Genomic DNA, 13914 nt, shown 5'->3' with positions numbered 1-13914 from the left:
CTGTGGAGTTCACTGGTACTCGTTAAATCGAAAGTTGGTTCGAAAGATCGATCAACTGCATATCGAGCGTGTGCTTGTTGTGATCGAGCGCTTCGTCGATATCGAGATCCATCATCTTACCGGCACGAATGCCGACGACACGTCCTGCCTTGCCTTCGAGTAAAATCTCGACAGCGTAAGCACCCATGCGGCTCGCAAGCACGCGGTCCGCAGCAGTCGGGGAACCGCCACGTTGAATGTGTCCAAGAATCGTCACGCGTGTCTCTGAGTTTGTCTTCTCAGCGATCATCTTTCCGATCTCTTCCGCACTGCCGGCGCCTTCAGCGACGACGACGATCGAGTGTTTCTTACCGCGAGCCACACCATGGTTGATGCGTTCCACGATCGCACTCAAGTCTTCTGGACGTTCTGGGACGAGGATTGACTCGGCACCGCCGGCAAGACCGGCATAAAGTGCGATATCACCTGCGTCACGGCCCATCACTTCAATGACATACGTCCGTTCATGCGACGACGCCGTGTCACGGATTTTGTCAATCGCGTCAAGCGCCGTGTTGAGCGCTGTGTCGAATCCGATTGTCGCATCTGTACCCGGGATATCGTTGTCGATCGTTCCCGGCAGACCAATTGTTGGGAAACCGAGTTCTGTCAACTTTTGGGCGCCACGGTATGAACCGTCTCCACCAATTACTACGAGCGCGTCGATGTCGAATTTCTTCAACTGCTCGACCGCTTTCGCACGACCCTCTTCCGTTCTAAACTCAGGGCAACGGGCCGAACGTAAGAATGTTCCTCCGCGTTGAATGATATCGCCGACCGAACCGAGGTTCAATTCGACGAGATCTCCTTCGATTAGACCTTGATAGCCGTTATACACACCGTACACTTCTAGACCTTCGAAAATTGCTTTTCGGGTCACGGCACGGACTGCAGCGTTCATTCCAGGGGCGTCTCCCCCACTTGTCAATACCGCAATACGTTTTAAATTCACGTCACTCACCTCTTATGTGTTTTAACGAAATCTGAAAATAAAATACCATGTCTGACCTTTGTTTTACAACACAAGTATGTGAAAAAAAAGCATGGGGTGTGCTCAAAACCAGTCATCTCGTGAGTGAATGAACGTGAACCCGAAGCGGTTGTTAACGTTTTCACGAGCCAATTGTGCCAATTTGATGATATTTGGCGGCCCGCCCTTGCAACAACTCATTTTGAGTCCGGCCTCGCAACTCCGTCATGTGTTGTGCTAATACAGGCTTTAAGAGTGATGACTGTAATGACACATCGATGTGGGCGCCGCCGAATACCTCGGTGACGACTTCATCGACAATCCCTAAATTCAGCAAATCTTGTGCTGTGATCTTCATCGTCTCCGCTGCGCGTTCTGCGAGCTTCGCGTCTTTCCACAAGAGCGCGGCGGCGCCTTCTGGTGAAATGACCGAATACGTGCTGTTCTCTAACATGAGCAGACGGTCACAGACACCAATCCCGAGCGCTCCGCCCGACCCGCCTTCTCCGATGACGATCGAGATAATCGGCACTTTCAACGTCGCCATCTCGAACAAGTTGCGCGCAATCGCCTCGCTTTGTCCACGCTCTTCGGCGGCTTTCCCAGGGTAAGCGCCTTTCGTATCGATGAACGTGATGACAGGACGATTGAACTTTTCCGCTTGCTTCATAAAGCGAAGCGCTTTGCGATAGCCTTCTGGATGCGGCATCCCAAAGTTACGTTTCATGTTCTCTTTCGTGTTACGACCTCGTTGATGGCCGATAATTGTCACCGCTGTCCCGTCGAGTGTGGCCAATCCCGTTACGATGGCAGCATCATCATAGCCGTGACGGTCACCGTGCAACTCGATGAAATCTGGAAACAGTTGGGTGATATAATCGAGCGTCGTCGGCCGTTTCGGGTTACGCGCCAGTTGCACGCGATCCCACGGTTTCATATTCCCATAAATGTCTTTTTCTAATCGATGAAGCTTTGCTTCAAGATGACGGATTTCTCGAGATAAGTCGATGCCTTTCGTCTCTGCCGTCTCGCGCAACTTCCCGAGCTGTTCGTTTACTTCTTTGATTGGATCAAACATGATGGACCTCCCCGCCGTGTAACTCGATCATCTTCTTCAAGAACGAACGCATCTGTTCACGGTGAACGACGGCGTCCAGTTGCCCCGCTTCTAACAAGAACTCGGCAGTTTGGAAGTTGTCTGGCAATTTCTCACGAATCGTCTGTTCGATGATGCGGCGCCCGGCGAAGCCGATCAACGCCCCAGGTTCGGCGACGTTCACATCCCCGAGCATCGCGAAACTGGCTGATACGCCACCTGTCGTCGGGTGCGTCAAGTAGGCGACGTACAAGAGACCGGCCTCGTCATGTTGTTTCAACGCAATCGACGTATTGGCCATCTGCATCAAGCTGACCATGCCTTCTTGCATGCGCGCTCCGCCTGAAGCGGTGAACAGGACGACCGGCAATCGTTCTTTCGTCGCGGTCCGGACGGCCGAGGCGATCGCTTCTCCGACATACGCCCCCATCGATCCCATACGGAAGCGGGCGTCCATGACGCAGACGACGACCGGGAGCCCATCGATCGTGGCGCGGCCACAGACGATGGCTTCTTCAATCCCAGTTCGCTCCCTGTCTTTTTTCAATTTATCTTCATAATCTGGAAAATCAAGCGGGTTCTCTTTGACGAGCGGTCCCGCAAATTTTTCAAACGATTGACCGTCGACCAACATGTGAATCCGCTCATCTGCACTGAGCGGGAAATGGTAGCCGCAATCACACACTTTATGATTTTCGTTTAACTGTTTCGTGTAATGCATATATTTACAGGATGGACATTTTGTCATCAAGCCTTGTGGTGCGTCAATTTTTGGTTCTCGTTGACGCAAAGGCATATATCGTTTCGGTTTCTTGAAAAAAGCAGTCATCGCTTCCCCCTCGTTCATTCCGGCATCCCCGCCTCACGCCACATCTCCAACAATCGTCTACGTTCATCTTCAGTATACAAGTCGCCCGCGTCCGTCCCGTCATAAAATCGGTTTACTTCACTCCAAATTCGAATGAACAGTTCATTCTTCAACCCGAAGATGAGATGCTGCCGGAAGGCACGGTCCGTCTCCACACTCCCCTCGAGCAACGCGATGCGTTCCGGGGTCGGTTCGACTTCCGTCAACGCCAAGCGTTCGAGCAGTCGCAACATATCGACAATGTCTGACGCCTTCGTCTGTTTCGTGACGATAAATTCAGACAAAATCTCAATATACCGATGGCGATCTTGCTCACATAAAAACGTGCCGCCGCCATGTCTCGTCTCAACGATTCCAAGGAAGCTGAGTGCCCGTAACGCTTCACGGACCGAGGCACGGCTGATGGATAGGGTCTCGGCGAGTTCCCGTTCTGACGGGAGACGGTCGCCTGGCTCGAGTGAGGCCTGGACGATCAACGTTCTAATTTTAGAAATATTTTCGTGAAATGAGGATGCGTGTTTTCCATGCATCTGACCGTTCAACTCCCTTTTTGGATGGCATTTTCTCTAAAGTGGTCAGACCAATTAATCAGATTATACCACTTTTTATGACTTGGTACTAGTTTTCGTACCGGGCAATTTCGAGTCGACCCGCTTCAACACGACATCCGTTTCACCAAACCGTTGTTTCAACGCCAAGAGCAATGACTCCGTCGGATTGATCGCATACGCCGAGGCAAGTTGCTTCACTTCCTTTGAATCCGAGAACCGACAAATAACCGGCACATCCCCTTTGGACGTATGGAGCAACTCTTCGAGGTCGGCGAACGACTCCAAGCGCAGCCGGACAAAGAGCGCTTGTCCATGGAGCGGCCGGACCCGCTCGACGACGAGTTGACGCCGTCCGTCCCGTTCATTTGGATGCACCTCGAGCAAGAGGACGTTCCCGACGTAAAGCGAGCGCGAAAATTGCGCGAACACTCGCGGGAAGATGACGACCTCATCTTGCGACACACCGTCATCGACCATGACGACACCCATCTCTTCGTTCTTCTTCGTCTTAAATGTCCGAATCGCGTCCACATAGACGACGATGAATCCGCGTTCGCCATGGAGCACCTCATCAATCGTCACCGTCTCGATCGAGAGCGGCGCGACCGTCGTCAATGGCGAATGGACGATCCACGTCCCGAGCGCCTCTCGTTCTTCCTCGGACCAATTCGGCTCAATCGGCGCGGATCGTTTTAACCCGAGCGCGGACAACTCATCCGGGAGCAGATGCGTCTCCGTCTCCTCGCGAAGCCGTTCAACCGCTTCAAAGGCACGCCGACGCTCACCATGGTACATCCGATCCAACGCCCCAGCACCGAGCAGGCGTCGCAGTTTCATATGGTCTTTCGTTCCCCAGTCCATCAGTTCAAGCAGACGCTTCACATCCGTGAACTCGGCATGATGCTCAATCAACCGCTCGACGTCGCGTTTCGTCAACCCTTGGACCGCCTTCAGTCCGAGGCGCACGCCGGGCCCTTCTAAAAAGGCGGCGGCTTGGCCGTGCAGAACGTCGGGCGGATAGACAGGGATTTTTCCTTTCCGCAACATGCGGACGAGCTGATTCGTCTTGTCGTATGTCACGAGATAGAAGATTCGTTCAAAGTGCGCCTTCACATAAGCTAGACGGTAACTGATCAAACTGTAGGCGACGGCGTGGGAACGGTTGAAGCCGTAACCTGCGAACTTCTCGATCCACGAGAACACTTGTCGCATCGAGTCACTGTCGAACCGCTCCGACGAACGTTCTAAGAAGCGGGCTTTCTCGACGTCAATCGCTGCCACGTCTTTCTTGGCGATGGCGCGGCGTATCAAATCCGCCTCGGCGTATGAGTACCCCGCGAGCTCCCGCAACAAGCGCATGACTTGTTCCTGATAGACGAGCACGCCGTTCGTCGTCTGCATGATGTCGCCGACGACCGGATGGACCGCTTGATAAGGCATCCCATGCTTGCGCTTCGCATACGTATCGATGAACTGCATCGGCCCCGGACGATAGAGCGACATCGTGACAACGATATCCTCGAATTCGGTCGGCTTCACTTGCCGAAGCGCTTGTTTCATCCCTTCCGATTCAAATTGGAAGATCCCATCCGTGTCACCCCGGGCGAGCACGCGGAACGTCTTGGCGTCATTCAATGGAATCGTCTTCAACGAAAACAGTTCATCCGTCTCCCGAATCAGCGCCTCCATCTGCCGGAGCCTCGTCAAGTTGCGCAGGCCGAGCAAATCGATTTTCAACAGACCGAGCGCTTCGAGATCCTTCATATTATATTGGGTCACTTGCTCCCCTGTCGTCGGCTGCAACGGTGTGATCGCATCAAGTGCCTCCCGGCTGAGCACAAGGCCGGCCGCATGGACCGAAGCTTGGCGCGGTAACCCTTCCAACTCGGAGGCGATTTTCAAGAGCTGCGAGCGCTTTTGACTGCCGGCGAACCATTTCACTTTCGAAGGGTTGGCCAAAATCCCGGCCAACCCGTCATCTTTTACTTGTTTGCTGGCCGCTTGTCCTTCTTCAAGCGTCAGACCGAGCGCCCGCGCGACATCCCGTAACGCCGCCTTTGCACCGAACGTGGCGAGCGTACCGATTTGGGCCGCATGGTTTTCACCATACTTCTCCAACACGTAGCGAACGACCTCATCGCGTCGTTCATCCTCGAAGTCCAAGTCGATATCCGGCATCGTGATTCGTTCCGGATTCAAAAATCGTTCGAACAAGAGACCGAACCGGACTGGGTCGACCTCGGTGATGTGAAGCGCGAAACTGACGAGCGACCCGGCCGCGGAACCACGACCCGGACCGACCTCGATCCCTTGTTCCTTCGCATAGCGAACGATATCTTCGACGATGAGGAAGTAAGAGGCGAAACCCGTCCGCGCGATGATATCGAGTTCATAGCGGGCCCGTTCGATATAATCTTCTTGGAATAGGTCGAGCGCCTTTAAGCGGTCGGCAACGAGTCGCTTCAACCGGTCGATGGCACCTTCGAATTCTGGGATGGATGTTGTCGCTTGCGGCAACCGAGTGACGGACACGAGAGATTCGAATCGGTCGAGTGCCTCGAGTTCGATCGGTTCAAACCAATCGTTCATCTCACTCGGTAGGCGGACGTATTTCCCTTTCTGGTGAACGTCTTCTTGCGAGATGAGCTCTCCTTCGCCGATGGCGACGATGGCACGATACGCCTCGAAATCTTCTGGGCGCATGTAACACGTCTCGGGGGCCGGCACGAGCTTCGTGCCGAGCTCCTCCCGCATCTCGCGGAGCTGCCTGAGCATCAACGTCTGCTCCGTCGTTTGGGGCGCCGGCAATCCGAGCCATAGTTTCTCCTCGTTCACGTAACCGAGCAGATGGTTATACAAGCGCCTGCGGTGAACTGGGTCGTTCGTCTTCCAATTCTCCGGTAAGACGACTACCGCCAGTTCGGTCGTCTCGGTCACTCCATCGGCCTGCACAAGGCGATACAGTTCCGGCAACTGTTCCTCGGTCAACGCGTAGACGAGGACAGACACGTCAAACCCGTCCATCCGCAGCTTGGTCCGCAACCCGATGACAGGTTTGACCGCATAGCGTTCGCACAATCGGACGAACTGCGGCAAGCCGTATAATGCATCGTCAGCGAGCGCGACGGCCCGACTCCCTCTCTCAGCCATCAGCGCGACGTATTGTTCAAGTCGAATCGTGCTCTGCATCAAACTAAAAGCCGATCGTACATTCAAGTGGATCACAAGATCCCCCCTTTCTTTTTTTCACAATTGTCAAACTCATTCCGGCACTTGTCTGATACAATAATTATAGACAAAACTTCTCCTAAAAGGGGGTATAAACCGTATGATTATTAATCGGGGCAAAATCGCACGAGACAAGCTCGAAAATTTACAGAACGGCCAGACCGTCTTCGCCGATAGCCCGGAGATTATCGACCGACTTCGCCGCTATATCGCCGAGTATCAACTCGACGTCGTCGAGGACGTGACCGACCGCGGCACATGGTTCATCCCACAAGATCAGGACAAAAGCTGAAGAGAGCTGACCAACGGGTCAGCTCTCTTCTGTTTCGAACGTGAACGGTGCCGCGACTTCATCGAGTGCCGCAATCACTTCGTCCATCTCTTCCCATGTATCGATCGTGGCACCGGCTGCCATCGGATGGCCGCCACCGCGATAGCGTTTCGCCACTTCATTGATAACCGGCCCTTTCGAACGGATTCGGACCCGAATCTCATCTTTGTTCTCGACGAACATGACCCAGCACTTCAATCCTTCGAGTCCAGAGAAACTGTTGACGAGCAACGATGCCGCTTCCGGTGTCGCGTGGAACGTGCGCAAGACGTCCGCATCGATCTTGACATAGCCGACACCCGCTTCTGTCACGTTGACGTTTTGAAGCACATAGCCTTGGAGCTGTAACGTCGCCAAGTTCGTCTTATACATTTGACGATACAACCGATTCGTATCGATGCCGTAGTTGATCAATTCGGCGGCGACCTCAAACGTGCGCGGCGTCGCATTGCGGAACTGGAACCGTCCCGTGTCGCCGACGATTCCGGCGAACAACAAGAATGCGGACGCCTCGTCAAGGGCAAGCCCCCAGATTCCCGCAAGTTCAGCGATCATCTCCGACGTCGAACTGACCGTCGTGTCGACGATTTGATGGGTCGCATACGCGTCCTCATCAGGGTGGTGATCGATTTTGACGACCGTCTTGCCTGTTAAGGCGTGTGGCCCATCGATTCGTTCGTGGTTAGCCGTGTCGAGCACGATGACGAGCGCGTCTTTGTACATGTCGGCTTCAACATGCTCCATCTTGCCTAAAAATTCTAAGTCGCGGACGATGCCGCCGACGACGTAAATCCTTTTTTCCGGATAAGCGACCTCTAACATCCGCTTCAACCCTAGCTGACTGCCGAGCGCGTCAGGGTCAGGACGGACGTGTCGGTGGATCATGATCGTATCCGCCGCTTCAATCAATTTCAATATCGTTGCTGCCTCTGGCCAGTGTGCCATCGCCATTCCTCGCTTTCTTGAACACTATTCTATGGTATGATGATAACAGATTACACGTCTGAAAGGGGTTTCTTCACTTGGGTCAATTAATTATGATCGGACTCATTTTGTTTTCGTTAGGTGCCTATTTCGTTTCTAAACGACGCGCCTATTTGACGAAGACACCATACCGGAAAGCGCTCTTTAACACGCAAGCGCTCATCTGGTTGAGCCTGTTCCTCGCACTTTTCGCCGTCAACCAAATGATCGGCGGCCTCGGGCTCGGCTCGACAATCGGTTGGATCGTCAGCATCGCCATGCTCGTCCTAGGGCTAGGCAATGCCGTCGTCGGGTTCATCCGGTACCGTAAAATCTATCCGCTCGCGAACGAAGAGCCGATCAAACAAGCATAAGGGCAGACAGAAACGAGCTGATGACATCATCAGCTCGTTTTTTAGTTAACGGTCGATCAATTGCGCCGTAACGAGCGCTTTGGCAACGAGTTGCGTGCCTTGCGTCATCTCGACGTCGACTTTCCCGAACTTCCGGCCGAGGTCGAACACGTTGGCCGAGACTCGGATTTGACTCTCGATTTGAATCGGTTTCATGAAATAGACCGTGATATTCTCGACGACGAGGTCGCCTTTTTTCATATGACGCAGACTCCGGGTCGCCCCTTCGACGAGCAACGTCGTCAAGACACCTGACGACGCCGTCCCCATGTGGCTCGTCATTTGCGGCGCGACCTCGACGGTGAACGCGGTCCCGTTCGAGTTCGGATCTTCTTTCAATTGGTTCGTGATCATATTGTCGAACGTCTCGCCGACTTGCGGTTGGCGGTTGGCGAGTTGGAGCGCCTTCAAGACGTCTTGGCGACTGATGATTCCGAGCAGACGGCCGTAGTTGTCGACAACCGGCAACATCTCGATACCTTCCCATACCATTTGATGGGCGGCATTGGTGACGCTCGTCTGAACGCCGACCGTGATCGGGCTCTTCGTCATCACTTTCTCGATTTCGGTGTCATGCGGGCGGTCAATCAAGTCTTTCGCCGTGATGACCCCGACGACTTTCATCTGTTCGTCGATGACGGGATAGCGATTATGTTTCGTCCGTTCATTCAGCTCATGCCAGCGTTTGACCGTATCGTCCACTTTTAAATAGAACGTGTCGTGGAGCGGAATGACGATATCCGATACGAGTAGAATCTCTTTTTTGATTAAACGGTCATAGATGGCACGGTTGATCATCGTCGCGACGGTGAAACTATCATAGGAAGTCGAGATGACCGGCATGTGGTATTTATCCGCCATCCGCTTCACTTCGTCGGTCGTATCGAATCCACCTGTGATCAAGACGGCACCGCCAGACTGGAGCACGAGCTCATGCGCCTTTTCCCGGTTTCCGATGATGACGAGCGAGTCGACATCGATGTAACGCATCATCGCTTCGAGCTTCATCGCCCCGATGACGAACTTCGAGAGCGTCTTATGCAGCCCGTCACGGCCGCCGAGCACTTGTCCGTCCACGATATTGACGACTTCAGCGAACGTCAGTTTTTCGATATTCTCTTTGTGCTTACGCTTGATCCGGATCGTCCCGACCCGTTCGATCGTCGACACAAATCCTAAGTTCTCTGCTTCTTTGATGGCCCGATACGCCGTTCCTTCTGATACCGCCAACTCTTTTGCGATTTGGCGGACCGAAATTTTGGACCCGACATCGAGCGACTCGATATGTGCTATGATCTGTTCATGTTTTGTTGTCATGTCACGAGTCCCTTTCCTCAATACATTTTCTGTCATCCTCAGTATACTGTATCAGTCGTTCTTCTTCAAACTGTACTACTGAAATGGTGACATTTCCTTTCCGTTTTGGAAAACGTTATAATGAGAAAGAACGCCAATGAACGAGAAGGAAGGGAAACGAGTTGAATCAACGAACCAACCATATTGCACAATCTTTGGCCACGAAAGGGTTAGACGCCGCTTTCGTCACATCGAAAGCATCGGTCTTCTACTTTTCAGGAGTATACGCCGAGGCTCATGAGCGGCTCATCGCCATTCTTGTCTTGAAGAACGGCACGACCGCGATCGTCTGTCCAGCACTTGAAAAAGGAATCGTCGAAGCGAGCGAGTGGAACGGCGACATCGTCACGTACATGGATCATGAAAACCCATGGGACAAAGTCGTCAAACTGTTCCTCGACCAACAGATCATCCCCGAGCGAATCGGAGTAGAAGGCGAGCATTTGACGTACAATCGCGCCGAGCAACTCCGCGCCGGTTTCGCGGGACTGTCAATCATCGACTTGACGGAAGAGTTGCAGGCACTTCGCATGATCAAGTCACCGGACGAGGTCCGCTTGATGAAGCGCGCCGCCGAACTCGCCGATATGGCGATCGAGGCAGGGATTCGCGCATTGCGTGAAGGCGTGACCGAGCTCGAGGTCATCGCGGAAATCGAGTATGCGATGAAGAAGCAAGGCGTCCGGGAGATGTCGTTCGACACACTTGTGTTGTTCGGTGAGAATAGCGCCGACCCGCACGGTGTACCCGGCAACAATCGCTTGAAGAAAGGCGATTTCGCTTTGTTCGACCTCGGTGTCATTTGGCAAGGATACGCCTCTGACATCACTCGCACCGTCGTCTATGGAGAAGCGAGCACGAAACAACGAGAGATTTACGAGACCGTCCTCAAGGCCGAAGAAGCTGCGATCGAGATGGCGAACGTCGGGACGACGCTCGGCTCGATCGATATCGCGGCCCGTCAAGTCATCACGACGGCCGGCTACGGGGAATACTTCACGCATCGTGTCGGACACGGTATCGGCATCGAAGTACACGAATTCCCGTCAATGGCCGCCAATAACGACATGACGGCCCAAGTCGGGATGACGTTCACCGTCGAACCAGGGATTTATCTCCCTGGCGTCGGCGGCGTCCGCATCGAGGACGACATCGTCATGACCGAGAGTGGCCCGATTCTGTTGACGAGTTATCCGAAAACGCTCCAAGAAATCGATTGAGTCACAAAGAAAGACCAGCCGCGCGCGGCTGGTCTTTTTCACGGTCAATAAAAGAGTCGGAACATGACGTCTCGTTGTGGCACGTCACGGCGTTCCATCGTCTCAAGGAACGAGCGTTTGTCATACGGCACGGCTTGTGGGTGAATCGAGAAGCCGGCCTCACCCCACTCGAGGATGCCGTAACGGGCCAAGTCGTCACGGGCGACACCGAGCGCTCCCGGATTGAAATAATGTTTCACGTCATCCCGAAACATGTGCTCCGGATGATGATGCCCGAAGCAGATGACATCCGCCTCATACGCCGCGTAAAGCGACTGCATGTTCGAAAGTGTCGCCTCGACGATGTCGTGGAACGGTTCCTCGGTGATCGGCGTCTCCCGTTTCTCGGTCGGGATATGGTAATGGATGCCGTACACGCGAGTCCCTTCGACAACACGTTCAATCGTGCGCGGCAGCTTGAAGAGCGCCTCCGCATAGGCAGGTTTCAACGTACGCGCCACCCACTCATGATGCGGGCGCGTGTGTGCGTAGCTTTCGGGATGCCCTGTCCCAGCCATGAGCGACAACACGGCCTCGTCATGGTTGCCCGTAATCATGTGCACGCCGCGGTCGAGCAGTCGCGCCATCACTTCGTTCGAATCGGGTCCCATCGCAATCATGTCCCCTAAACTCCAGATTTGATCGATCCGTTGCCGGTCCAGTTCGGCAAGCACCGCATCGAGCGCTTGGACGTTGCCATGGATATCGGTCAATATGGCCAACTTCATGCAGACCCCTCCTTATTTCCGGTATTGATGGACGACGTTGACACCGCCGGTCACATCAATGACAGCACCCGTGACCATGTCAGAATCGCGAGCGAGCAGGAATAGAATCATTCGCGCGATATCTTCACCTGTCCCGTGACGGCCGACCGGTGTCTGGTCATCCGGTTCGGCCGCTTCGATTCGCATCTCTTTTTGTGCCCCGACAATATTACCTGGATTGATCATATTGGCCGTGATCCCGTAGGCCGCCTCTTCAAGCGCGACCGATTTCGTCAAACTGACAAGTCCCGTTTTCGCTGCCGCGAACGCCGACCGGTGAATCCAGCCTGGTGCCGTCGCACTTTCCGGGAAGCCGTACGTGATGATGCGGCCGAACTGTTTCGACCGCATGCTCGGGATGGCTCGGCGCATCAACCAAAACGAGGCTGACAAGTTACCCGTGATCACCTCGTCCCATTCCTCGTCAGACAAGTCGACGAGACATTTCCGTTCAAAGATATATGGCCCGGCATTCAAGATGAGCGCGTCCGGTTCTCCGAACTTGGCCACCGCCTCTTCATAGGCACTCAAGACGGCCTGGCGGTCCGTCAACGGCGTCTCGATCATATGTAACCGCTCGTGGTTCCAATCGATCGGCTTCCGTTGCAATACGCTGACGTGCCAACCTTCTTCTAACAGTCGTTCCGTCACAATGCGGCCGATCCCTTTCGCACCGGCCGTGATGACTACGTGTTTCATCGTCATCCCTCCTCTGTATCATCTTACCCGTTCCGTCTGCTCATTTCCAAACTTCAACCTGTTCGGTGAGAAAGTTGTGAATATTTCACACATTTCTGAAAGAACCGGGCGTGAATTTAGGCAGAAGTGGTATACTATACATGTAAGCCGCACGTACATTTCAAGCGAAAGGTTGGGATTTACATGGCAATTGTCTACAAACATATTCTATCTGCCGTCGACGGCTCGAAAGAGGCGGAACGCGCATTTGAAACAGCAATCGACGTCGCCCTTCGAAACGATGGCAAGCTGTATATCGGTCACGTCATCGATACACGGACGTTCGCCACGGTCGAAGCATATGACCGGACGATTACCGAGCGTGCTGAAACGTATGCGAAGGAATTGCTCGAGGACTACGTCAATCGCGCGAAAGAACGTGGTGTCAAAGAAGTCGAGACAGTCATCGAGTACGGCTCTCCAAAAGTGACGATCGCTAAAAAAATCGCACCGAATCACGACATTGACCTCATCATCTGTGGAGCGACCGGCTTGAACGCCGTCGAACGCTTCTTCATCGGTAGCGTCTCTGAAAGCATCGTCCGCTATTCGAAGTGTGACGTTCTCATCGTCCGCCAATAACATGATTCACAAAAGGGCCATCGCAAATGCGATGGCCCTTTCTCGTTCACCTATTATAACACTTTGACAGTAACCGTTTTGCGGCCAAATTTGAGGGCCGCACTTTGTGAGTACATCAAGATGTCGATTTTGTTGCCTTTGATGGCGCCGCCTGTATCGGCCGCTGTGTATGTGCCCATCAACTTCCCGCCGACGTACACTTGTACTTTCTTACCGAGCGGGATGACGCGCGGATCGACAGCGACGACGTTGCGTTTTTGGGCCCGGACGTTCCAGCCTAATGCCGTCACACCTGAACACCCTTTGCAATACGGTGTGTAAGCCGATGCGTTCATCGTATATGTTTTCACACTAGCCTTCGCGACCGTCTTTTTCACGGTGCGTAAGTATTTAGTAGCGATCCAACCTGCTTTGCCTTTGTAGTTGACGCGAATCCAAGCTCCTTTTGAGCCGGTACGCTGTAATTGTTGTCCTTTGTTGATCTTGCCGATGACTTTTCCGTTGAGTGAACCTGCCGAGCGGACGTTCAATCCGTTGACTTGGCTTTGAACGTAAACTTTTGAAGATGCCTCAACTTGTTGTTGTTGTGGCAAGAGCATAGCGAGTGTCATGACCGTCAGTAGTAAGACCGTTCCAATTTTTTTGAGCATGTGGTTTGTCCTCTCCTAGTCGGTTTGTGAGTTGTAAGTTCATGGTGTCGAATCTGTGGTGCCGTATTCACTGTCACATTTCGCGTTTATTGCTGAATGTTTC

General features: G+C 53.5%; 14 protein-coding genes. 4 read left to right on the top strand and 10 right to left on the bottom strand.

Going from position 1 to position 13914, the window contains the following annotated elements; genetic code table 11:
• Positions 1–22: 22 nt before the first annotated feature.
• The 5 genes from pfkA to dnaE form a co-directional block, all read right to left on the bottom strand.
• Positions 23–991: a 6-phosphofructokinase gene (pfkA, locus tag KNP86_RS04625; RefSeq protein ID WP_034778227.1), complete on the bottom strand. Its 969-nt coding sequence runs from the start codon at positions 989–991 to the stop codon at positions 23–25.
• 160 nt (positions 992–1151) lie between these two features.
• Complete coding sequence (locus KNP86_RS04620) at positions 1152–2087, bottom strand: acetyl-CoA carboxylase carboxyltransferase subunit alpha (RefSeq protein ID WP_034778229.1); 936 nt, start codon at positions 2085–2087, stop codon at positions 1152–1154.
• Positions 2080–2934, bottom strand: coding sequence for an acetyl-CoA carboxylase, carboxyltransferase subunit beta (gene accD / locus KNP86_RS04615; RefSeq protein WP_034779984.1), 855 nt, complete (start codon positions 2932–2934; stop codon positions 2080–2082). The genes KNP86_RS04620 and accD overlap by 8 nt, the downstream gene beginning before the upstream one ends.
• A gap of 14 nt (positions 2935–2948) precedes the next feature.
• A complete protein-coding gene (locus KNP86_RS04610; RefSeq protein ID WP_034778231.1) occupies positions 2949–3503 on the bottom strand; it encodes a FadR/GntR family transcriptional regulator in 555 nt (184 codons plus the stop codon).
• A gap of 75 nt (positions 3504–3578) precedes the next feature.
• Positions 3579–6749: a DNA polymerase III subunit alpha gene (gene dnaE, locus KNP86_RS04605; RefSeq protein ID WP_214753043.1), complete on the bottom strand. Its 3171-nt coding sequence runs from the start codon at positions 6747–6749 to the stop codon at positions 3579–3581.
• 103 nt (positions 6750–6852) lie between these two features.
• On the opposite strand from dnaE, the gene KNP86_RS04600 reads away from it, so the two are divergent.
• The gene (locus KNP86_RS04600; protein WP_034778236.1) at positions 6853–7044 is read left to right on the top strand and encodes a YtzJ family protein; all 192 of its coding nucleotides are present in this window, start codon (positions 6853–6855) and stop codon (positions 7042–7044) included.
• Positions 7045–7062: 18 nt separating this feature from the next.
• On the opposite strand, the gene KNP86_RS04595 is transcribed toward KNP86_RS04600, so the two are convergent.
• Complete coding sequence (locus KNP86_RS04595; RefSeq protein ID WP_214706652.1) at positions 7063–8028, bottom strand: DHH family phosphoesterase; 966 nt, start codon at positions 8026–8028, stop codon at positions 7063–7065.
• A 77-nt stretch (positions 8029–8105) separates the two neighbouring features.
• Here KNP86_RS04595 and KNP86_RS04590 point away from each other — a divergent pair, with 77 nt between their 5' ends.
• On the top strand, positions 8106–8420 hold the full coding sequence (locus KNP86_RS04590) for a YtpI family protein (protein ID WP_233004412.1): 315 nt from the start codon (positions 8106–8108) through the stop codon (positions 8418–8420).
• Between the two features lie 45 nt (positions 8421–8465).
• Here KNP86_RS04590 and KNP86_RS04585 read toward each other — a convergent pair whose 3' ends face one another.
• Positions 8466–9776: a DRTGG domain-containing protein gene (locus tag KNP86_RS04585; protein WP_034778238.1), complete on the bottom strand. Its 1311-nt coding sequence runs from the start codon at positions 9774–9776 to the stop codon at positions 8466–8468.
• A gap of 161 nt (positions 9777–9937) precedes the next feature.
• On the opposite strand from KNP86_RS04585, the gene KNP86_RS04580 reads away from it, so the two are divergent.
• Positions 9938–11035: a M24 family metallopeptidase gene (locus KNP86_RS04580; protein ID WP_034778239.1), complete on the top strand. Its 1098-nt coding sequence runs from the start codon at positions 9938–9940 to the stop codon at positions 11033–11035.
• A gap of 44 nt (positions 11036–11079) precedes the next feature.
• Here KNP86_RS04580 and KNP86_RS04575 read toward each other — a convergent pair whose 3' ends face one another.
• Both KNP86_RS04575 and KNP86_RS04570 read right to left on the bottom strand, forming a co-directional pair.
• Complete coding sequence (locus tag KNP86_RS04575) at positions 11080–11802, bottom strand: metallophosphoesterase family protein (RefSeq protein ID WP_214753041.1); 723 nt, start codon at positions 11800–11802, stop codon at positions 11080–11082.
• Positions 11803–11814: 12 nt separating this feature from the next.
• Entirely contained in the window at positions 11815–12540 is a 726-nt protein-coding gene (locus KNP86_RS04570; RefSeq protein ID WP_034778243.1) for an SDR family oxidoreductase, read from the bottom strand.
• Between the two features lie 183 nt (positions 12541–12723).
• Between KNP86_RS04570 and KNP86_RS04565 the strand changes: the two genes are divergently transcribed.
• Positions 12724–13161, top strand: a complete 438-nt coding sequence (locus KNP86_RS04565; RefSeq protein ID WP_021065608.1) for a universal stress protein — start codon at positions 12724–12726, stop codon at positions 13159–13161.
• A gap of 53 nt (positions 13162–13214) precedes the next feature.
• Here KNP86_RS04565 and KNP86_RS04560 read toward each other — a convergent pair whose 3' ends face one another.
• Entirely contained in the window at positions 13215–13811 is a 597-nt protein-coding gene (locus tag KNP86_RS04560) for a 3D domain-containing protein (protein ID WP_214753039.1), read from the bottom strand.
• Positions 13812–13914: the final 103 nt, after the last annotated feature.

Origin of the sequence: Exiguobacterium sp. s16, from assembly GCF_018618115.1 — a bacterium.
GTDB lineage: Bacteria > Bacillota > Bacilli > Exiguobacteriales > Exiguobacteriaceae > Exiguobacterium > Exiguobacterium mexicanum_A.
The sequence above is the reverse complement of the archived record's forward strand: the minus strand, read 5'-3'. Positions and strand labels throughout refer to the sequence as shown.

Excerpts from the sequence above, each read along its gene's own strand:
- KNP86_RS04570 (WP_034778243.1), bottom strand. The coding sequence starts at position 12,540 with ATGAAACACGTAGTCATCACGGCCGGTGCGAAAGGGATCGGCCGCATT.
- KNP86_RS04565 (WP_021065608.1), top strand. The coding sequence starts at position 12,724 with ATGGCAATTGTCTACAAACATATTCTATCTGCCGTCGACGGCTCGAAA.
- KNP86_RS04585 (WP_034778238.1), bottom strand. The coding sequence starts at position 9,776 with ATGACAACAAAACATGAACAGATCATAGCACATATCGAGTCGCTCGAT.
- KNP86_RS04600 (WP_034778236.1), top strand. The coding sequence starts at position 6,853 with ATGATTATTAATCGGGGCAAAATCGCACGAGACAAGCTCGAAAATTTA.
- KNP86_RS04575 (WP_214753041.1), bottom strand. The coding sequence starts at position 11,802 with ATGAAGTTGGCCATATTGACCGATATCCATGGCAACGTCCAAGCGCTC.
- KNP86_RS04610 (WP_034778231.1), bottom strand. The coding sequence starts at position 3,503 with ATGCATGGAAAACACGCATCCTCATTTCACGAAAATATTTCTAAAATT.
- accD (WP_034779984.1), bottom strand. The coding sequence starts at position 2,934 with ATGACTGCTTTTTTCAAGAAACCGAAACGATATATGCCTTTGCGTCAA.
- KNP86_RS04620 (WP_034778229.1), bottom strand. The coding sequence starts at position 2,087 with ATGTTTGATCCAATCAAAGAAGTAAACGAACAGCTCGGGAAGTTGCGC.
- KNP86_RS04595 (WP_214706652.1), bottom strand. The coding sequence starts at position 8,028 with ATGGCACACTGGCCAGAGGCAGCAACGATATTGAAATTGATTGAAGCG.
- KNP86_RS04560 (WP_214753039.1), bottom strand. The coding sequence starts at position 13,811 with ATGCTCAAAAAAATTGGAACGGTCTTACTACTGACGGTCATGACACTC.